Genomic DNA, 20,554 nt, shown 5'->3' with positions numbered 1-20,554 from the left:
GGTTAACCTAAGCTAAAGAGGGCGTGCGGTAGAGTCTCTAACGACGAGCTCAGGAGTGTATAGTTTTATAATATCGCGGTCATTGCCATTACGAATTTGGGCTATTAATAAGCTAGCCGCATCTTCAGCAATTTTATTATTTGGCTGATGAGCCGTGGTGAGTTTTGGCCATGTTTGACGCGAGAATGGGCTATCCTCAAACCCTGTTATAGAAAGCTCGCTGGGTATATCAATGTTCATTAATCTGGCTGCAAATAACGCACCGGCGGCTATTTCATCATTACATGAGACGATAGCGGTTGGCCTATTTGTTTGGCTAATGAGTGTTTTAGCGCCCTCAACCCCCGACTCAAATGAATATTCGCCATCAATAATTAAGCTTGGATCTATAGGAATGTCGTATTGGGTTAGCGCCGCTTTGTAACCTTCCAAGCGCTCTTTGGTCGAGTTATGCTCGCTGCCACCGGCTAAAAAGCCAATGCGCGTGTGGCCGTTATTAATTAGATGCTCAGTAATTGACTTTGAGGCGAGATTATCGTCAATCATAATACAGGGTGTTAATGAATCAGGCGCGTTGTGCCCTGATAAAATACGCACAACTTTTAGGTCTAGTTGAGTTAGCTTTTCAACAAACTCAGGCATTTCAGAAAAGGGCGGGGTGAGTAAGATTCCCGCGATACGAGTGCGTTTGATCATATTAGTAATTTCATCAAAAATATGCGCTTCTTTGGCATCACATGGGTGAATAAGTAGTTCAAACCCCTGCTTTTTGCACGCATCTAAAATACCATTTTGCATGTCGATAATGTAGTACGCATTAGGATTGTCGTAAATGTAAGCTATGCTGTAAGCTTTTGTTCCTGCAAGACTTCTTGCTGCTAAGTTTGGCTGGAAGTTCAACTTTTCGACCGACGCCATGACTTTTTCACGGGTGTTGTCACGGACCGAGGTTTCGTTATTTATTACTCTTGATACCGTTTTTATTGATACTCCGGCATCTTTTGCCACGTCGTTTATTGTTGTTCTCATCGGCTTAATAGACCTTTACATATCATTTTGGGTACTATACTAATTTATCTTTATCGGTTAACGACTACAGCAAAAGCGGTTAACAGTACTCGGTTTTTATTATTTGACGACTAAATTATAAAGACATCATTGAATTTTAACAGTTAATTTATACGCCTTTCTTGAGAGAATGGTAGATAAAGTTTCAGGTAATGATTTAGTAATATTTAAATCTCATTTAAATACAGTGATTTAAAATAAAAAAAGACGTATGCATGTAAATTTTTTGTATCTTTTTTGCCCCCTATGTAGCTATAAAAGAAAAAAAAGGATACATTAACAGTCAAATGACAGCGTTGTCATAAATTAAAGCGCAATGTTAATTATTATTTAGAACCTACGTAGTGGATTGTTTGGCTAAGGTAGCAATTACTAGATATGAATAGTGATTAATTTAAAGCATAAAATATTTTTTAGCTGATGGTACATTATAAACTAACCGCACTAAGAATAAATGCATTGAAAAATCGGCTTAATTTTTAGCATTTGAAAGAGATGCTTGAGTGACTAAGTTAATAATAAAGGGAGAGTAGCGAATGAAGATTCAATCATTACTGACAGCATGCTGCTTAGCACTAGGTTTAAGTGCATGTCAGGGCAATGTTGAAGGACAAAATACGGCATCGGTTCAGCTAAGGCCTGCAAACGATAGTGCGGTGGAGTTACTTGCTAACACATTACAAATAAAATATCAGCAAGTTGATAACCGCCCATCAGCACAGTGCGATCCAGATATTGAAAACGGTCACTGTTTTAAAGCGAATTTACATTTAACTGCCAACTCGGCAATTAACCTTAACCAATGGAAAATTTACTTTAGTCAAATTACGCCTATACAAAAGTCGATTAGCGATGAATTTACTATTAAACACGTTAATGGCGATATTCATGTCATTGAGCTTAAAGATGGGTTTACTGGCTTTAAAGCCGGTGAGACTAAAACGATTACTTTTTATGCGCATTTTTGGTCATTATCGCAAAGCGACGCTATTCCTAACTATATCGTGGTGAATAATAACGACACCGCTAAAGTGATTGAAAGTACAAAGCCTAAAATTGATACAGAGACTGGCTTAGAGCTATTACCTCATGTAGAACCTTATACCGATTACACTCGTCAGTTTAAACGTACTGCGGGCGACAAAACACAGTGGCTTACTGCTGAGCGCTTGTTTGAGCGTAATGAAAAGTATGACTTTTCAGCTTACTTAACCTCGCAAAATCAAGCAAGTTATGTCATTGCTAAGCAAATTATACCCACCCCACGCGTTAGCGAGTTTAGTCAAACTCAAACGCTTGATATTAGCCAAGGGCTTAATATTAATTATGCAGAAGTTAATAAATCAAGTGTATTGGCTGCAATCGAGCGGCTTGAACTACTAGGTATTAATTTAAGCGATGATGCAGCGGCAATTAAGGTCACACTTAATTCCACTGTTAAAAAAGATCAGCTTAATGGTAGTTATAAATTAGCAATTAAAGCCGATGAGGTTGTAATCGATGCAGTTGACGAAACGGGTGTTTTTTATGCTCTGCAAAGTTTAGCGAGCTTATATCAGGTTAACAGTAATATATTACCTGTGGGAGAAGTTATTGATGCACCGCATTATCAGTTTAGAGGGGTATTGGTTGATGTAGCGCGAAACTTTCGTGATAAAGGCTTTATTTTAAAGTTACTTGATCAAATGGCTGCTTATAAACTTAACAAGCTACATTTACACTTAGGTGATGATGAAGGCTGGCGTTTAGAAATTCCATCACTGCCTGAACTTACAGATATAGGTGCAAAGCGTTGTTTTGATCAAAGCGAGCAGCAATGTTTAATGCCACAGCTAGGCGCAGGGCTTGATACTTCAAGTGCAGCAAACGGCTATTATTCGGTAGCTGATTACCAAGAAATACTTAAAGCGGCCAGTGCGCGTCACATTCAGGTGATCCCATCGCTTGATATGCCAGGACATTCTCGCGCTGCGATTAAATCCATGCAAGCGCGTTATAATAAATATATACAACAAGGCGATAAACAAAAAGCCGAACAGTTTTTACTTTATGACCCGCTTGATACAACGCTCTATTCGTCGGTACAGCACTACAACGACAATACCATTAATGTGTGTTTAGACTCATCTTATGCGTTTATCCGTGAAGTAATGGAACAAGTAAAAAGTATTCATAGTGAGGCACAGCATCCGCTAACTCGTTATCACATAGGTGCCGATGAAACCGCCGGAGCATGGGTCGATTCACCTGCTTGTGCTGATTTTATTAAACAAAATAAGTTAGAAATTACCGAAGCAGGTCAGCTGGGCAGTTATTTTATTGAACGTATCGCGAATATGTTGGCTGATATGAATATTGAAACCGCAGCATGGAGCGATGGCTTATCGCATACTAACCCAGAGAATATGCCAGAGGTTGTGCAAGGTAATATTTGGGATTTATTAATGTGGAATGGCCATCAGCGTGCACATGAATTTGCCAATAGAAATTGGCAAGCAGTGCTTTCGTCGCCAGATGTGCTGTATTTTGACTTTCCGTATGAGGCAGACCCACAAGAGCATGGTTATTACTGGGCTTCAAGGCACATAAATACTGAGAAAATATTTCAGTTTATGCCAGATAATTTGCCTATTCATGCTGAGTTTTGGCTTGATAGAGAAGATAAGCCTTATGTAGCTGATGACACATTACAGCATGATGAGCAAGGCAAGGTCGTATCCGCGCCTTTAGCTAAAGATAAACGTTTTGTGGGTATTCAGGGTCAATTATGGAGCGAAAATACGCGTACCAATAATATGGCTGAATATAAGCTATTCCCACGATTATTATCGCTGGCACAGCGCGCTTGGCATAAAGCAGATTGGGCGGTACCGTATGATCACAATGGCTTTGTTTACAGCCAACAAACAAATCGCTTTAGCCCTGAATTAAAACAGCAGCGCGATCAGCAATGGCAAACTTTTGCTGCTACCATGGGGCTAAAAGAATTTGCCAAATTAGAACGTGCTGATGTGCATTATCGTCTTGCAAATGCAGGTGCTAAAATTGAGAATAGTATGTTGTACGCCAATATTGCTTACCCTGGTTTAGTGATTGAATACAAACAAGGTGATGAGCAATGGCAAACCTACACACAACCTGTCAAAGTAACACAAGATGTATGGGTTCGATCTAAGACTCCATCAGCTAGTCGTGTAAGCAGAAAGCTTAAAGTAACGCACCGTTAAGGTGCGTTTTCCGTTAAACTATTGACGATTGAAGAAGTTATTTATTTGTAAATAAAAATAATGACAACGCTGTCATTTGTGCTAGTATAAGATTCATACAGTATGACAGTCCGGCTTTATTTTAGTGTTTTGCAAAACGGTCGAACAACTTAAGAGGCAAAAATGATCACCAACAATATTAAAAACAATCAACTCTTTGTGGGGATCGATGGCGGCGGCACTAAATGTAAAGCAATTATCGTCAATAGCTGTAATAACATAGTCGGCACCGGTGTGGCAGGTCCAGGTAACCCGTTACATGGTTTTAATCAAGCAACTCATTCTATTGAGCAATCAGCGCGTTTAGCATTACAAGATGCAGGGCTTAAAGATACGCCTTTATCTGAGCTTATTGCAGGGGTTGGCCTAGCAGGGGTTAACTTACCAAGTTTGCATAATCAAATGACACAATGGCAACACCCATTTAAAACCATGCACTTAACTACTGATTTACTTATTGCTTGTATGGGCGCTCATCAGGGCGAGGATGGCGCAGTGATGATTGCTGGCACTGGCTCGTGTGGATTTTCATACGTTAATGGCCAATCGTTTATGATTGGTGGTCATGGCTTTCCACATGGTGATAAAGGCAGTGGTGCATGGATTGGCTTTACTGCTTGTCAGTATGTGCTGCTTAGCCTAGATAAATTAATTCCAAGTGGTGCGCTTACTAACTTGTTAATGAAGTATTTAGAAGTCAGCGATGCAATGCAACTTGTTGAAGTGATTGCCAATAAGCCTGCAGCCTTTTTTGCGCAACTTGCAGGTTGTGTTTTTCAATCAGCACAGGCGAACGATGCCACAGCAATTGCCATTTTAAAAGAAGGTGGCGCTTATTTAAGCGACATTGCACGACAATTATTAGATAAAAACCCACCAAGGCTTTCGTTTATTGGTGGCTTATCAACCGTGATGACAACATGGTTAGACCCAGACATACAAGCTATTTTATCAGCCCCATTATCGTCACCAGAAATGGGGTCTGTACTTTACGCTAAACAACAGCACGTTAATTACAGCAGCCAGGAGTTATGATGTTTAACACACTAATGGAAAAAGAAGCGGCGCAAACGCCAAATGTTATTGAAAAGCAAATTATTGCCAACCAACCTTTAGTGGAAAAAATTGGTCATAAGCTTCGCGATATGGCCCCTAAGGTGGTTATGATGATTGGTCGCGGTTCATCAGATCATGCTGGCGTTTTTGGTAAGTATTTAATTGAAATTGAAGCGGGTGTACCGGTCAGTTCAGCAGCGCCATCAGTGGCGAGTGTATATGGTAAAACATTAAAGCTTGAAGGCGCTGTTGTGATTGTAATTTCTCAATCAGGACGCAGCCCAGACATTCTTGCCCAGGCAAAAATGGCGAAAGAGGCGGGCGCTTATTGTATTGCGCTGGTTAACGATGAAGCGTCACCTCTACAAGACATAGTCGATGATTTTGTTCCTCTTAAAGCCGGCGATGAAATTTCGGTGGCGGCAACAAAAAGCTATTTGGCAACGTTATCAGCCCTAGTACATATTGTTGCTAATTGGACTCAAAATGAGTCATTATTACAAGGGCTTGACGAGTTACCTAGCGCGCTTAATGCCATTATAGATTCGCCAACTCAGCTACAACCTACTGAGTTTGCAAATATTAAGAATATGGTGGTATTGGCACGTGGTTTAGGGTTTTCTATCTCAAAAGAAATGGCACTTAAGCTTAAAGAGGTCTGTGCTATTCATGCCGAGTCATTTAGTAGTGCGGAGTTTTTACATGGTCCGGTGACCTTAGTTGAGCAAGGGTTAGTGATTTTAGATTGTTCGGTTGATGATGAAACCAAAGAGTCACATCAGCAGCAAATTGCTGAGGTCAAAAAACGCGGTGCAGAAGTGATTAGCCTTAACCAACAAGGTATTAAAGTACATCCGCGATTGGCGCCATTTTTAGTATTACAGCGTTTTTATCTTGATGTGGCAAAAGTGGCATTAAGCCGTGGTTTTAATCCTGATGAGCCAAAGGGGCTTAAAAAAGTAACAAGGACATTATAAATGTCAGTTAAACGAATTCATGTAGCAGAGCTTTTTGATGGCGAGCACTTTGTTAACGACAAAGTGCTAAGCGTTGATGCGGGTATTATTACGGCAATAGATGATAACGTACAGCAGGCAGACGAGCACCTAACGGGTTTAGTCGCACCTGGCTTTATTGACCTACAAGTTAATGGCGGTGGCGGTGAGTTGTTTAACCGTACTAGCAGTGTTGCAGGGGTTAAAAAAATACTGCTAGCACATGCCAAATACGGTACAACTGCTATGCTGCCAACGTTAATTACCGACACTGTAGAAGTAATGCGCCAAGCAGCCGATGTAATTGCTCAGGCGATAGCCCAACAAACGCCAGGTATTATTGGTATTCACTTTGAAGGGCCGCATTTGTCAGTGGCAAAAAAGGGGGCTCACAGCGCTGATTTTATTCGTCCTATTTCTGAACAAGAGTGGCAGGTGTTATCTCGTCAAGATTTAGGTAAAGTCGTAGTCACCTTAGCGCCTGAAAATGTACTACCAAGCGATATTACCAAAATGTGCGATTTAGGGATTCAGGTTTGTTTAGGTCATACCAACGCAAGCTTTGAACAGGCTCAACAGGGCGTTGATGCTGGGGCAACCGGATTTACGCATTTGTATAATGCTATGTCACCACTACAAGGGCGTGAGCCGGGAGTGGTTGGCTGTGCATTATTAAATGATGATACTTATTGTGGCTTAATTGTTGATGGCCATCATGTTGATTACGCAGCATGCCAACTGGCATTAAAAGCAAAACCAATGGGGCGCGTATTTTTAGTTACTGATGCGATGCCACCAGTGGGAACAGATGATACTCAGTTTGCTTTTTTTGACCGAACTGTCACCTTAGAGAATGGTAAACTCACCTCTACAACAGGTGAGTTGGCCGGCTCTGCGCTTGATATGGCAAACGCTGTTAGAAACACTGTAACTCATTTAAAGCAGCCATTAGCGCAAGCGCTTAAAATGGCGAGTTTATATCCTGCTCAGTATTTAAAGTTGCCTGCCACACACGGGCGATTAATATTGGGTAGTCCAGCAGATTTTGTACAATTAAACACACAACAACAAGTCATTAGCACGTGGATTGGCGGCGCTCAGGTTTGTTAACAACATAATAAATATAAATAAAGGAAAATAACATGACAACCAATGTTATGGATACGTCCAAAAATAGTAGCGTGGTTCCCATGGCCATTGTAGCGGTATTATTTTTTATACTGGGCTTTGCTACTTGGCTTAATGGCTCGTTAATGCCTTACTTAAGTCAAATTTTACAATTAACCCCATTTCAAGGGTCGTTAATTTTATTTTCCTTTTATATTGCGGTCACATTTACCGCGCTGCCCTCGGCAGTACTGATCAAAAAGGTCGGCTACAAAAACGGTATGGCATTGGGGATGGGCTGTATGATGCTAGCAGGCTTAATGTTTATTCCTGCTGCTATGTCGCAGTTTTTTCCTTTATTTTTACTAGCGCAGTTGGTAATGGGCGCAGGGCAAACCTTATTACAAACCGCGGTTAACCCATATGTAGTTCGTTTAGGGCCAGAAGAATCGGCGGCTGTACGTATTAGTATTATGGGGATTTTAAATAAAGGCGCGGGAGTTATCTCACCGATGGTATTTACCGCCTTAATTTTAAGTAACTTTACCGGTACGGTAGGCACAGAGCTAAGCCAACAGCAAGTTGATGATATGGCAAATGGTCTTATTTTACCTTACTTAGGCATGGCCTTATTTATTGGTGTATTAGCTTTTGCGGTTAAAAAGTCTCCGCTGCCTGAGCTTATCAATGATGAAGTAGAAGCAATAAACGACAAAGGTGAAATTCGTGAAACACTCTCTCATCCAAACTTGGTGTTAGGTGCAATTGCTATCTTTTTGTATGTTGCGGTAGAGGTTATTGCTGGCGATACCATAGGTACTTTTGCACTATCGCTGGGTATTGAAAACTATGGGGTAATGACTTCATACACTATGATGTTTATGGTGTTTGGTTATATTTTAGGTATTTTACTTATCCCTAAATTTATCTCTCAACAAGCGGCCTTAACAGCATCGGCTGTATTGGGTATTGTGATCACCCTGTGCATTTTGTTTATTGATGCGCAGTCTTTTGTTATTGCCAATGCCATACTGGTACCTTTAGGAGGCGCTAATTTACCAGATGCTTTACTGCTAATTGCCTTTTTAGGCTTAGCAAACGCCATTGTTTGGCCGGCGGTTTTCCCACTTGCGTTATCGGGTTTAGGTAAACTAACCAGCACAGGCTCAGCACTGTTAGTAATGGGTATAGCGGGCGGTGCATTTGGTCCGGTGTTATGGGGCTTACTGAGCGGCTTTACCTCGCTACAAACTGGCTACTCTGTATTGTTACCTTGTTACTTATTTATATTATTTTATGCCGTGAAAGGGCATAAAATGAAAAAGCAATAACATCCACCAGCTATCCCTAGCTCAGTGCACTTTGCAGTATAAAGTGCACTGATTATTAGGGCACTTTATCAGCTTAAGCGTGTTACCTTGAGCTTTATTCTGCCAGCATTCGCCCCATAAAAACGACTTAAATCATTAGCAAATGGACAAAATTCTCCTGATTTTTTAATGGTTATTTCAACGCCTTCGGCAATTTCAAATGCATGGTCATCGCTTTGGCCAATTGTTCCTATTAAGCTAAACCACTGCGCCGTGGCTAAACGCCTAAATGGCTCAAGTAATGCCATAGGGATTTCTTTAACGCCGAGTTGCACATTATCGCGATGCCAGCCAGAAGGAGGGCACTTTACACCATCGTCATACCAAAATTGGTTCGGGTAAGGAGTAAAGCGATAGGTTGCATCTTGGGCAAGCATTAAGCCGGTAGCGTTGTAGGCTTCACTAGCGTACACCATCACATCTTTGCTTTGATTAACACTCAGTAAGCTCATATTTTGATTGGCGAGCATTATATGAGCACTTAGCCCCATAAAGTTTAGTGTACTGTCATCGCTGTAAATCATTTTATAATGTATATTTTTTAACGATTCAGGGCGATAGCTGGTTAGTTTATTAATTCGCTGTGCAACACTGTGATGTATTAATGGAGCGTTGTGGCTAATTTCATCGTTAATTAATACACAGCACTGCCTATCAACCAGCTTGAAAAATGGGTTTAACCAAAAGTAATTTTGCTGATGACTTAGCGCCAGTGGATCGGGAATAACAGTCACATCGTCTTGGGCAACCAAGTTACTCTCAGGTAAAAGGTTTTCATAGTCTATGTCATGACTGGTTAATAACGAAACCGATAGCGGCTGAGCAATGAGCCACTCAAGCGCATAACGCAGGCAAATATCGGCAAGCCCATCGCGATAGTAGCCTCCTCCTACATCGGAGTGGGCTCCTGCAAACCACAGCTCGGTAATGTTTGCTTGTTGATTCATTAATGTGGGCTCAAAGGCCCGTCGTTTCTCATCAAGCGCAACACAATGCAGGGCCCCAGCTACATTATTGGCAATAGTATGGTTTTCAAAAACCACATGCTCTGCGCCACGGGTCGCTTTATTTATCTTTGACAGGCCAATTGAGGCCACGGTGTCAAAAACACACAAATATACTTGCTCATTTATTAATGGCTCTAGGCATTTAGCAAAACGCCTTGCTAATGCAGCGCCTCTGCTAAAACCGGTAAGTAGAACAGTATCGCCACTTTGATAATGCTGCTTAAAATCTGTGATAGCCTGAGTCAAAATGCTGGCCACATCTTCAGAACGTGGGGCAAGTGTTTGATTTAAAATTCGTTTTAAACGACTTCCTTTGGTGCCTATGCCTTGGTAATAAAAGCTTAGTTGCTGTGAAAATGGGGTAGTGGGTGAATCATCAAGTTTACCGCCGAGCAATAAGTGTAGTTTTAGAATATTAGAAATACTGGCGTCTTCTTTAAAATGCTCTGTACTAAACTGGTCTGCGTCGCGGGGTTCACTGCCGGTACCATCAAAATTAAAAATAAGCGTTTTAAAGGTCATTACTAAATTCCGTGAGTGGTTTATGTAAATTTATATGGGAATTGTGAAAAATTAAAGACGGCGGTAATAAATATTTGTTTAATCTTATTTATTACCGCGGCTGATGTAGCTATTTAACCTGAAATCTAGTTAAGAGATTTACTAACATATTTAATCAAAATGATATTTATGTTTATTATCCGGAGTTCAGGTTATTTAGTGTAGTTTCATTTTTGGGCGAACAACACGCAGCACCTTTTCGCTGATCCACAAAGCAAAGGTTTTGGCACTGCCGTGGATAGCGCGCTGATGCATTCTATATAGTGAAATATACATAAAGCGGGCAATTTTACCTTCAATAAAAAAGCTACTACTGGTTAGGTTACCCATCAAGCTGCCCACCGTACTGTAGCGCGATAAATTTACCAGTGAGCCATGGTCATTATATTCAAACTTTTTCAGGGGCTGCTCACGTAGTGTAGCAATTAGATTTTTTTCAACGCATTGCGCCATTTGATGAGCCGATTGTGCGCGTGGCGGCACTTGCGTCCCATCGTCTTGGGTAAACGCGCAGCAATCACCAAGCACATAGATTTGAGGGTCTAGGCTACTTTGTAAGTAATCATTCACTTTTATTTGATTGCTACGTGTCAGCTCAAATATGTCTAGCTCTTTAATGAAGTCAGGGGCTTTTACTCCTGCTGCCCATACCATAATATCCGCATTTATTTGCTCGTCATTATTAGTGATAAAGCCATGCTCGGTTGCTTGTTTAACTTGGGTGTTTTCTCGTACGGTAACCCCTAATCTTAATAATTCACGTTTGGCTGAGCTAGCAATTCGCTCAGACAGGGCAGGTAAAATTCTGGGACCCGCTTCAATCAAATGTATGTGCAAGCGTTTCGCCGACATATTGGTTAAACCGTATATTTTGAGTAAATCAGAAACATGATACAACTCAGCTGAGAGCTCAACGCCAGTTGCCCCACCGCCAACAATAGCAATGTTTAATGAATGCAATGGGTCGTCGTCTTGATGAAGGCGAGTAAAGTTATCTAGTAAGGCGTGTTGAAAACGCTCGGCTTGTTGGTTTGAATCAAGGTAAAAGCAATGGTCTTTAATACCCGGGGTGTTGAAGTCGTTACTGACACTGCCAATGGCAATAACTAAATGATCATAGTGAACGGTTCGTTTAGGTAATATTTGATGCCCTAACTCGTCATATAGAGGGCTTAAGGTAATGGTTTTATTATTGTTATCGAGGTTACAAAAGGTACCAAGTTGGAAGTTATAGTGGTGCTTGGCCGCATGCGCTGAGTATACAACGCCATCTAAATCGGCATCAATAGAGCCGGTTGCTACTTCATGCAATAACGGTTTCCATATATGAGTGCGGTTTTTATCAATGAGTAATATATTTGCGTGTTGTTTCTTTCCTAATTTGTGCCCTAATTGAGTTGCTAGCTCCAGCCCACCAGCGCCACCGCCTATGATGACAATTTTTGGTATGGTTTTGTCCATGACTATGCCCTTAAAAATAATATACCGAAGCAATTTCTGTACGTTGATTTTTAAAATGGCTTGGGTATCAAAAAATTATTTTGGCAAAGCATGCATTTATAGGACTATAGTGTGCGCCTAATTGAAGGATATGTCAGCAATAAATCCAATGATATGCTGTATACTGATATGCAAATATTTCATCTACTGCGCATTTACAGTATTTATGGGCACCGACATAAAAAGGACGCTTTTATGAGTACCTCGCTAGTTCAGTCTCTTGAGCAACATTTTGGTTTTAATCAGTTTAGAGCAGGGCAACAACAAACCATAGAGCAATTGCTAAATGGCCAATCATCACTGGCTATATTTCCAACTGGATCGGGTAAATCCTTGTGCTATCAACTTACTGCGTTACATTTACCGCATTTAACCTTGGTGGTATCGCCATTATTAGCGTTGATGAAAGATCAAATAAGTTTTTTAAACAGTAAAGGCATTTATGCCGCAAGTCTTGATTCAAGCCAAGATCAAATGCAAAGCAGTACGGTAATGAACGACGTGCGCAGTGGTAAAATTAAAGTGTTAATGGTGTCAGTTGAGCGCTTTAAAAACGAGCGCTTTAGAGAGTTTATTAGCCAAGTGGCACTTTCTATGTTGGTAGTAGACGAAGCGCATTGTATTTCAGAGTGGGGTCATAACTTTAGACCCGATTATTTAAAACTACCTCGTTACCGTGAAGAGCTAAATATTCCGTTAGTGCTACTATTAACCGCCACCGCTACTAAAAAAGTTAAACGCGATATGGCAGAGCGATTTGCTATTGATCCAAAATGCATTGTGCAAACGGGGTTTTATCGCGCTAATTTAGATTTAAATGTGCTGAGTGTTAAAACGGCTGATAAAAATACTGAGCTTACTGAAATTGTCCGTACGCAAACCGGCCCCGGTATTGTGTATGTCACGCTGCAGCAAAGTGCTGAACAAGTGGCCAATATGTTAAGCGCACAGGGCCTGCAGGCGGTGGCGTATCATGCAGGGCTTGAAGACAACCTGCGCGGACAAATTCAAGATGATTTTATGGCGGGAAAAATAAATGTAGTGGTCGCCACTATTGCCTTTGGCATGGGGGTTGATAAATCAGACATTCGTTTTGTAATTCACTACGATTTACCTAAATCAATTGAAAACTACAGCCAAGAAATTGGCCGTGCAGGACGTGATGGCAACCCATCGAATTGTTATACGCTGGCTAATCTAGATGGCTTAAATACAGTAGAAAACTTTGTGTACGGCGATACCCCAGAGCTCAGCGGTATTGAATATGTTATTAACGATATTCGCCAAGCTCAACAGCAATGGGAAATGCAAGAATATAGTCTTTCTAGCGAAAGTAATATTCGCCAGCTTGCCCTTAAAACCTTGCTGGTACAATTGGAAATACAAGGTGCAATAACCCCGCAATATGCGTATTACGCCGATTTTAAGTATAAATTTTTAGTTGATAAAAATGAGTTGCTTAATCAGTTTGATCAGCAGCGCCAAGCTTTTTTATCGCAAATATTTAGCCATACCGACTTTAAAAAAATATGGGGCACACTTAACTTTGACTCCCTAACGCAAGCCGCACAGGTTGACCGTAAACGTGTTGTAGCCGCGCTTGATTATTTAGCAGAAAAAAACCTTATCACCCTTGAAACTAAGCGTATTACTCAAGTGTACAAAGTGCATAGCGAGGTGATTAATAACCCTGCACTTGCCCAGCAGTTACATGATTACTTTACCGATAAAGAGCAAGCTGAAATAAAACGGATTGCTGCTTTGGTGCGCTTTTTTGAGCTGCAATCTTGTTTAAGCTATAACTTAGCCCGTTACTTTGATGATGCGAATGCGCCCGAGCAATGTGGGCATTGTAGTGTGTGCCGTGGACATGCGGTCAAGCTTGAATATTCAATCACTCCTGCAAAAATTGATACAGTACTTATATATCAAAAGGTGGATGAGTTTTTGGCACATATGGCAACGAAAGGGGTGCATAATGTTGGCATTGAAACCCAATGTCGATTTTTAGCGGGAATGAGTGTGCCGCTATTTGCACGCAATAAAGTACGCCAATTAAGTGGTTTCGCATTGTGTGAGCAACAGCGCTACAGCGAAATTAAAGCAATATTGCTATCAAGGTCGGCGCCTAATTAATATGAAAAACCAGTCTAAAAATAAAAAAGTGTTAATTTTTTGTTTCTTTTCTTCGCTTTACTATACTCAAATTGGCTATGACGGCCATTATAATAATGAGGTGATCAATGAAACTGCAAAAAATTATACTATTGGGGGTATTTGTATCAGCAAGTAGTTATGCTGAAATTAATATTTCAGGTTTCGCGAGTATTAATGCGGGTAAAGTGCTAAGCGGCACCGGTGTCCCGCAATATGGCGTTGAACCAACCTTTCTTGCGGACTACCCAAATGTAAGTGCCTACACTGAAGATTTATCCTTTTCGCCAGAGTCTTTGATTGGATTACAGGTATCAGGCGATTTAGGTGAAGGCCTTTCTGTCACTGGTCAGCTAGTTGCCAGAGGAGTTAACGACTTTGAGGCAAATTTTGAATGGGCCTATATTTCTTACGATATTAACGATAATTGGACTATTCAAGCCGGTAAGAAGCGTTTACCACTATTTTATTATTCAGACTTCTTCGATGTAGGTTATGCATATGTGTGGATGCGGGCCCCTGCTGACAACTATACATGGCAAGTATTTAACTACGAGGGGGTTAATTTACTTTACTCAGGCTCTGTAGGTGACTGGGGAGTATCTGCAAATGTTTATACCGGTAAAGAAGATGATGACGATAACAAACTGTTATCAGACTTCTTCTTTCAAGAGCCGACAAGAGAAATTTGGGAAGATATGCTAGGCGGCGTACTACTACTTAATCGTGACTGGCTCGAACTAAGAGTGACCCACATGCAATATACCAACAAGCGTTTTCGCGCGGGTGAACCCGTTTTGTGGGACGGTAAAGACAGCAGAGATGGTAAATTTTATGGCTTAGCTGCAAATCTTGATTTTGGTGATTTTTTTGTTTTAAGTGAACTTAACCGCTTAGACCTAGATGGTAATCTTGATACTTATATGATCAGTGCGGGCTATCGTTTTGACTCAATTACCCCCTATGTCATGTTTTCAGACTTTGAACAAGAAGGTGAGGGCGATACAGAGCAGCATAATACATTTGCTGTTGGTGTGAGGTGGGACTTTCATCCGTCAGCGGCATTTAAAGTGCAATACGATAGGGTTAAAGATGATTCGTTTGATTTAGCTGTGGCTGGTGATAGTAAAGCAATCACCCTTGGTGTTGATGTTGTATTTTAAGGAGAAGTAAGATGAAAAAATTAATATTTTGTGTAATATTCTTGTTTACTAACTTCGCCTATGCAGATTTTGCTATTATTGTGCATCCCTCAAATGAAAGTAGTTTTGATGAGTCTGTTATTAGTCGAATTTATACAGGAAAAGAAAAGTCATTTAGTAATGGTAATAAGATCATTCCAATATCTCAAGAATCAAGCAGTGCTGCAACCGAGCAATTTAATAGTAAATTGCTCAACAAAACTTCTAACCAGTTAAAAGCGTATTGGTCAAAACTGATTTTTACAGGAAAAGGCACACCGCCTAAAGAGTTAGAAAATGACAGTGAAGTGATCAAAATGGTCTCAGCTAACCCTAACACCATTGGCTTTGTTTCTTCATCGGCTGTATCGGATAACGTTAAAGTGGTTTTCACTTTTTAATCCGTAACTAATAAGCGTGCTGATTAACCAGCACGCTTTTTTAGTAATTGGTTAATTACATATGACGATGTTTATAAAATCTGACAGTTATTTTACTGTCACCATTGCTCCGCTCGTGTATCCTGTAGGTTGTATATCATTTCTCATAAGTCTGTATGTCAAACTCAATCATTGCTGTTGAAAATATCGATACAACCGCCGTTACTTGTGCTAACTGCCAAGCGTGTTGTTGCCAATTAGAAGTGCGCATAGTAATCGACACCGGTGTGCCTTTTCAGTACATTGATTACGACAAGTGGGGCAGTGAAGTAATGAAACGCGGCGATGATGGTTGGTGCCAAGCACTCGACCGCAATACGCTAATGTGTACTATTTACGAAAATCGCCCACTTACTTGCCGTGAGTTTGAAATGGCCTCGAACGAGTGTATTACAGAGCGCGAAATAGCCGGTATTTAAAAATACGGACTAACTAATAAACCCGCGTTTGTGTTTTTAACCAATAGAGAGTTGTGCGCTTGGGTATCTTAGTTTTTTACTTCGTGGACTTGCTAAAAAGTAGGCGAGAGTGAGCGGGCCTATTCTGCCCATAAACATTAAAAACATAATGATAAACTCCCCCAGCGGTGATAACGATGACGTTAAACCGCGTGAAAGTCCTACCGTACCCAGTGCCGATACCGCTTCAAAAGCAATATCTAAAAAAGGTGCATCTTCAACGACCAGTAATGTAAAAATAGCCAACCAAGTGACTCCCGCTGAAATAACGGTTAAGGCTAATGCTTTATACACTGAATCTTTGTCTATTTCTCGGCGTAGCACGGTGACGCCCTTGTCACGCCTTAAGTAGCTATAGGTTGCTAATATTAAAACGATAAACGTAACGACCTTTATGCCACTTGCAGTACTCAAAGACCCGCCACCAATAAACATAAGCATCATAGTTAAAGCGGTACTGGCATTTTTTAATTCTTCAATAGCAATGGTATTAAACCCCGCAGTACGAGGAGTAACGGCTTGAAACCAAGCTGCTAGCCATTTCCCTATTTCAGATAACGGCTGCAGTGTTTTTGGGTTATCGTATTCAATTGCGTAAATAAGCAACAATGCAATAACGTTAATAATAACAGTGCTGATCAGCATTAATTTACTGTAGGGACTGAGCTTAGCCCAACGCTTTGACTTATATAAATCTGTTAATACGGTAAAGCCAAGGCCACCAATAATAAACAAACAGGTAATTGTTAAATTTACAACGGGGTCTTCTACATACTGCATTAAGCTGTTAGGACTTAATGCAAACCCTGCATTGTTAAAAGCGCTAATAGTATAAAAAAGTGCATGAAAAAAGCTTTTTTGTAAGCCCATTTCGGGTAGCCAATACAGCGTTAAAATAATAATGCCTACAGATTCAACGATTAGCGCAAACAGCAAAACAGACTTAGCGGTATTTACCAAAGTAGATGTATCTGTTTGATTAAATGCAGCTTTAGTCACTGTTTTTTGAATAAAGCCAACTTTATTACCCAGTGCCATTAAAGTTACAACCGCAAAGGTCATTAAACCTAGACCGCCTAGTTGAATTAATAGCGCAATAACGCCTTGTCCAAAAGGAGTAAACACTGAACCGGTATCGACGACAACCAGTCCAGTTACAGTCACCGCAGAGGTTGCTGTAAACGCACTTTGTATCCATGAAATAGGCTCATAGGTTGCAAAAGGCAGTTTTAACGCCAATGCCCCAAGCGTTATTAATATTAAAAAACTGCAACATAAAATAAGCGGTGGAGCCGCATTGAGTTTTTTATGCCCACTGACTTTTCGCTCAATAGGCGTTTTGAGGGGATGCCATAAAACCATAGTTATAAAAGCCTTGGTGCAAGATAGTTTAGTTCGACTCGATTACCTGATAACAGTAAAGTGTCGTAGGTAAGTAACTCAAAGTCGTCATCAAGTTTGACAAACGTTTGCTTTGCGCGCTTGACCAATAATGGGTTTACAGTGCCTTTTATTTCTTTAAGTAAATGCCCTAGTTTTGTTTTATGTAAGTGCGCTTTTATACTTACTTCAACAACGTATAAGCCATTGCCTAAGGAAATATAGTCGTTTACTACAGGGTAATTAAGCGCTTGTGCAACGCGCACGCCCATTTCTTCTTCAGGATGAATAATGCGTGTTACACCTAGCTTAGAAATAATTGTGTGATGGGCTTTGGTGCTCGCTTTAACCCATATTTGCTTACCAGCTAGGTTTTTTAATGCAAGGGTGCACAGAATGCTCGATTGCATGTCTTCTCCAATCGCCACTAAAACGGCCTGACTGCTCGCTAAATCAAGCTCTTTAAGTGCGGCTTCATCAGTGGAGTCGCAAACAACGGTTTCAGATAAATGCTCAACATATTTTTCAGCTAGTTTAGGGTTACTATCAACCCCAGTGACTGTATGCCCTAAATGAATTAACTCAAGGCTTGCTGCAATGCCAAATCGACCCAATCCGATCACTGTAAAATGTGCCATGTTGATACCTAAATTAAAGTTAAAAGAGAGAAGTGGTAAAGTTCATTTGGTCAATAAACAGTTAATATATAGGCTGTAAGCATCATTATTTTTATCCAACCCAACATACGTATTACTCCTTCTGCTGAAGTTAGAATATGAGTTATTAAAGTAACAATGTAGGTAGGCGTTAAAAGCTTTATAAAGATTTAACGAATCAGATAAAAAACTTTATAAAAACTTTATAGAGGCAATATCGAAAAGGCAGTAATCTAGGTGCTCAAATGTTAGAGGAATAATTAATGAATCAGGCAGAGGCTAAACCACGTTGGTATAACGCATTGTTTTTGGCAGTAATAATGCCATTAATTGTGGTTATTGCCATTTACCCTGTACGTAATTGGTTTACTACCACTGATATCGTGATGCTTCAGTTATTGTGGGTGACTTGGGTTGCTGTGCGCAGTAATCGTCGTCTTGCCATACTGACCACCTTAGTGAGTGTGGCGTGTACAGATTGGTTTTTTGTTGCCCCAAATTTTACTTTTCATATTGAAAACATAGAATATTTAGTAACCTTTATGGTTATGCTGATTGTTGGTTTTGTGATCAGCCAATTGGCAGGGGAGCTCAGTACTAAAGTTAGGGATGTGCAATTACATGCAAGTAATAGTCGCACCTTGTACGAACTGGCCAAAGACTTAAACAGCTTAGATACGCTGGATGAACAAAAAAAGTACTTTGTGCAGCGGATCAGCAAGCATTTAAACGCATTTTGTACATTTATACCTGCAGCATCGCAGGGCAATAGTGAGTTTATATTGCTTAGTGAAGTTAACCCTAGCTGGGGCGGGTTTAATTTTACTAAACGGTTAACGCAAGGGCAAAAATCCTTTGCGGACACCGCTATTTCGCTTCTTTATCAGGTACATGAAAAAACGTTATTACGCCAACAGTCGGCTGCTATTTCGGTGCAAGCGGAATTAGAGCGCGCTAAAAATGCACTTTTACGCAGTTTGTCTCACGATTTACGCACACCACTGGCGACTATTATGGGCGCATCGAGCATGCTTGCAGATGATGAGATTACCCTCAGTGACAGCGTGATAAAAGAGCAAGCGAGTAATATTTATGAGCAAAGTAAAATACTAAATGAGCACTTTGATAAAGTAATGGAGTTAAGCCGAGTTAATAAAATGGGTGAAAATCTAAGTTGGCAAACAATAAACTTACAAGCACTACTTAGTGAAGCTAAAGCTAGAAGACAGCAGCAACTCACTGATTTTATCATAAATACCAATATAGACGCTCAGACAACATGCAAAGGGGATGTGACTTTGTTAGAAATTGCGCTGGCTAATATGCTCGAAAATGCATGGCGTTATGGTGATAAAAAGGTGAGCGTTGAATTTACGCAAAGTACTAATCAGCAAAAGGTAGTTTATCAGTTACTTCTAACTAATAACTTGGTAATTAAAGGGCAAACAAGTAGCGATGAAGGCGTTGGGTTAGGCAGCATTATTTGTGATGTGGTTGCTAAATTTCACCAGGGCACATTTACATTAACAATTAATAACGAAACAAATATGGCGCACGCAAAGTTAATCTGGGAAAAAAGTAATGACTAAAATCTTGATATTAGAAGATTCTCCCCCTCTACAAAGCTTTTTAAAAACCTTGTTGCAAGCCAGTGGTTACGAGCTAAGTATTTGTGATAAAGGGTTAGATGGTTTTGCACGTTTAAGTGAGCAAAGTTACGATCTTGTATTGTTAGACTTAGGCCTGCTAGACATGGATGGTCAAGACTGGTTAATTGAGTTTCGACAATGGAGTGCCTTACCTGTTTTAGTGCTATCAGCTCGAGATGGCGAAGTTGAAAAGGTCACTGCGCTTGATAATGGGGCAAATGACTATATTACCAAACCGTTTAGCGCCAATGAGTTGCTAGCCCGGATTCGGGTTTTATTACGTACCCAGAGCCAGCCGAGTGTGGCATTTACCTGCGGGAATATAAAAATAGATCCACAAAAGCACAGAGTAACCTCTTCTGGAAATGAGATAAAACTCACTAAAAAAGAGTACGCAATATTATTATTACTGTTTCAAAATAAAAATACAGTACTCACCCATAATGCAATCTTAAGCCATATTTGGGGAGCGCAGTACATAGACCGTCCTGAATACGTACGAGTCCATGTGGCACAGCTCAGACAAAAATTAGAGGCTAACCCCGCTAGTCCAAAATATATCTTAACTGAACCAGCTGTGGGTTATCGATTGGCCGATTAAAAATAAAAGTTTTGCAGAGTGTTTTTGTCTTTAAACCATACCCTATTTAACAATCTTATCTACTAGGCAGCTGGTATTTTAATACCCTTCTTTCACATTTATTTC

At 40.4% G+C, this 20,554-nt stretch carries 16 protein-coding genes; 11 read left to right on the top strand and 5 right to left on the bottom strand.

Translation table 11 applies throughout. The features are described from left to right. Positions 1-12 precede the first annotated feature (12 nt). The gene (locus FLM47_RS16460; protein WP_138605738.1) at positions 13-1,029 is read right to left on the bottom strand and encodes a LacI family DNA-binding transcriptional regulator; all 1,017 of its coding nucleotides are present in this window, start codon (positions 1,027-1,029) and stop codon (positions 13-15) included. 575 nt (positions 1,030-1,604) lie between these two features. Here FLM47_RS16460 and FLM47_RS16455 point away from each other — a divergent pair. From FLM47_RS16455 to nagP, 5 genes are all read left to right on the top strand, one after another. Then, positions 1,605-4,295: a family 20 glycosylhydrolase gene (locus FLM47_RS16455; protein ID WP_178956987.1), complete on the top strand. Its 2,691-nt coding sequence runs from the start codon at positions 1,605-1,607 to the stop codon at positions 4,293-4,295. A 162-nt stretch (positions 4,296-4,457) separates the two neighbouring features. Continuing rightward, positions 4,458-5,369 carry an N-acetylglucosamine kinase gene (gene nagK / locus FLM47_RS16450; RefSeq protein WP_178956986.1) on the top strand — a complete coding sequence of 304 codons (912 nt, stop codon included), beginning with the start codon at positions 4,458-4,460 and terminating at the stop codon, positions 5,367-5,369. Continuing rightward, complete coding sequence (nagB-II, locus tag FLM47_RS16445) at positions 5,369-6,367, top strand: glucosamine-6-phosphate deaminase NagB-II (protein WP_178956985.1); 999 nt, start codon at positions 5,369-5,371, stop codon at positions 6,365-6,367. Before nagK ends, nagB-II begins: the two co-directional genes overlap by 1 nt. After that, positions 6,368-7,495, top strand: a complete 1,128-nt coding sequence (gene nagA, locus FLM47_RS16440; RefSeq protein ID WP_178956984.1) for an N-acetylglucosamine-6-phosphate deacetylase — start codon at positions 6,368-6,370, stop codon at positions 7,493-7,495. Between the two features lie 32 nt (positions 7,496-7,527). Beyond that, complete coding sequence (nagP, locus tag FLM47_RS16435) at positions 7,528-8,823, top strand: N-acetylglucosamine MFS transporter NagP (RefSeq protein WP_178956983.1); 1,296 nt, start codon at positions 7,528-7,530, stop codon at positions 8,821-8,823. Between the two features lie 68 nt (positions 8,824-8,891). Here nagP and FLM47_RS16430 read toward each other — a convergent pair whose 3' ends face one another. After that, complete coding sequence (locus FLM47_RS16430) at positions 8,892-10,391, bottom strand: DUF2235 domain-containing protein (protein ID WP_054201440.1); 1,500 nt, start codon at positions 10,389-10,391, stop codon at positions 8,892-8,894. Positions 10,392-10,586: 195 nt separating this feature from the next. Then, on the bottom strand, positions 10,587-11,891 hold the full coding sequence (locus FLM47_RS16425) for an NAD(P)/FAD-dependent oxidoreductase (RefSeq protein WP_010389488.1): 1,305 nt from the start codon (positions 11,889-11,891) through the stop codon (positions 10,587-10,589). A 234-nt stretch (positions 11,892-12,125) separates the two neighbouring features. Here FLM47_RS16425 and FLM47_RS16420 point away from each other — a divergent pair, with 234 nt between their 5' ends. From FLM47_RS16420 to FLM47_RS16405, 4 genes are all read left to right on the top strand, one after another. Beyond that, positions 12,126-14,066: an ATP-dependent DNA helicase RecQ gene (locus FLM47_RS16420; RefSeq protein ID WP_178956982.1), complete on the top strand. Its 1,941-nt coding sequence runs from the start codon at positions 12,126-12,128 to the stop codon at positions 14,064-14,066. Positions 14,067-14,173: 107 nt separating this feature from the next. Next, positions 14,174-15,247, top strand: a complete 1,074-nt coding sequence (locus tag FLM47_RS16415; protein WP_054201437.1) for a porin — start codon at positions 14,174-14,176, stop codon at positions 15,245-15,247. An 11-nt stretch (positions 15,248-15,258) separates the two neighbouring features. After that, complete coding sequence (locus FLM47_RS16410; RefSeq protein ID WP_178956981.1) at positions 15,259-15,666, top strand: substrate-binding domain-containing protein; 408 nt, start codon at positions 15,259-15,261, stop codon at positions 15,664-15,666. Between the two features lie 155 nt (positions 15,667-15,821). Beyond that, positions 15,822-16,124: a YkgJ family cysteine cluster protein gene (locus FLM47_RS16405; protein ID WP_178956980.1), complete on the top strand. Its 303-nt coding sequence runs from the start codon at positions 15,822-15,824 to the stop codon at positions 16,122-16,124. A gap of 36 nt (positions 16,125-16,160) precedes the next feature. On the opposite strand, the gene FLM47_RS16400 is transcribed toward FLM47_RS16405, so the two are convergent. Further along, positions 16,161-17,525 (bottom strand): TrkH family potassium uptake protein, encoded by a 1,365-nt coding sequence (locus FLM47_RS16400; RefSeq protein WP_178956979.1) that lies wholly within the window; start codon positions 17,523-17,525, stop codon positions 16,161-16,163. Positions 17,526-17,527: 2 nt separating this feature from the next. Next, a complete protein-coding gene (locus FLM47_RS16395; RefSeq protein ID WP_178956978.1) occupies positions 17,528-18,181 on the bottom strand; it encodes a TrkA family potassium uptake protein in 654 nt (217 codons plus the stop codon). 281 nt (positions 18,182-18,462) lie between these two features. Here FLM47_RS16395 and FLM47_RS16390 point away from each other — a divergent pair, with 281 nt between their 5' ends. Together FLM47_RS16390 and FLM47_RS16385 are read left to right on the top strand one after the other, a co-directional pair. After that, positions 18,463-19,788 carry a DUF4118 domain-containing protein gene (locus tag FLM47_RS16390; protein ID WP_178956977.1) on the top strand — a complete coding sequence of 442 codons (1,326 nt, stop codon included), beginning with the start codon at positions 18,463-18,465 and terminating at the stop codon, positions 19,786-19,788. After that, positions 19,781-20,449: a response regulator gene (locus FLM47_RS16385; protein WP_010389477.1), complete on the top strand. Its 669-nt coding sequence runs from the start codon at positions 19,781-19,783 to the stop codon at positions 20,447-20,449. The genes FLM47_RS16390 and FLM47_RS16385 overlap by 8 nt, the downstream gene beginning before the upstream one ends. Positions 20,450-20,554: the final 105 nt, after the last annotated feature.

Source organism: Pseudoalteromonas sp. Scap06 (genome assembly GCF_013394165.1).
Taxonomy (GTDB): Bacteria; Pseudomonadota; Gammaproteobacteria; order Enterobacterales; family Alteromonadaceae; genus Pseudoalteromonas.
Note: the sequence above shows the minus strand (reverse complement) of the source record. Positions and strands in the feature narration are given on the sequence as shown.

Coding starts and splice junctions, on each gene's coding strand:
- FLM47_RS16460 (WP_138605738.1), bottom strand. CDS start 1,029: ATGAGAACAACAATAAACGACGTGGCAAAAGATGCCGGAGTATCAATA.
- FLM47_RS16455 (WP_178956987.1), top strand. CDS start 1,605: ATGAAGATTCAATCATTACTGACAGCATGCTGCTTAGCACTAGGTTTA.
- nagK (WP_178956986.1), top strand. CDS start 4,458: ATGATCACCAACAATATTAAAAACAATCAACTCTTTGTGGGGATCGAT.
- nagB-II (WP_178956985.1), top strand. CDS start 5,369: ATGTTTAACACACTAATGGAAAAAGAAGCGGCGCAAACGCCAAATGTT.
- nagA (WP_178956984.1), top strand. CDS start 6,368: ATGTCAGTTAAACGAATTCATGTAGCAGAGCTTTTTGATGGCGAGCAC.
- nagP (WP_178956983.1), top strand. CDS start 7,528: ATGACAACCAATGTTATGGATACGTCCAAAAATAGTAGCGTGGTTCCC.
- FLM47_RS16430 (WP_054201440.1), bottom strand. CDS start 10,391: ATGACCTTTAAAACGCTTATTTTTAATTTTGATGGTACCGGCAGTGAA.
- FLM47_RS16425 (WP_010389488.1), bottom strand. CDS start 11,891: ATGGACAAAACCATACCAAAAATTGTCATCATAGGCGGTGGCGCTGGT.
- FLM47_RS16420 (WP_178956982.1), top strand. CDS start 12,126: ATGAGTACCTCGCTAGTTCAGTCTCTTGAGCAACATTTTGGTTTTAAT.
- FLM47_RS16415 (WP_054201437.1), top strand. CDS start 14,174: ATGAAACTGCAAAAAATTATACTATTGGGGGTATTTGTATCAGCAAGT.
- FLM47_RS16410 (WP_178956981.1), top strand. CDS start 15,259: ATGAAAAAATTAATATTTTGTGTAATATTCTTGTTTACTAACTTCGCC.
- FLM47_RS16405 (WP_178956980.1), top strand. CDS start 15,822: ATGTCAAACTCAATCATTGCTGTTGAAAATATCGATACAACCGCCGTT.
- FLM47_RS16400 (WP_178956979.1), bottom strand. CDS start 17,525: ATGGTTTTATGGCATCCCCTCAAAACGCCTATTGAGCGAAAAGTCAGT.
- FLM47_RS16395 (WP_178956978.1), bottom strand. CDS start 18,181: ATGGCACATTTTACAGTGATCGGATTGGGTCGATTTGGCATTGCAGCA.
- FLM47_RS16390 (WP_178956977.1), top strand. CDS start 18,463: ATGAATCAGGCAGAGGCTAAACCACGTTGGTATAACGCATTGTTTTTG.
- FLM47_RS16385 (WP_010389477.1), top strand. CDS start 19,781: ATGACTAAAATCTTGATATTAGAAGATTCTCCCCCTCTACAAAGCTTT.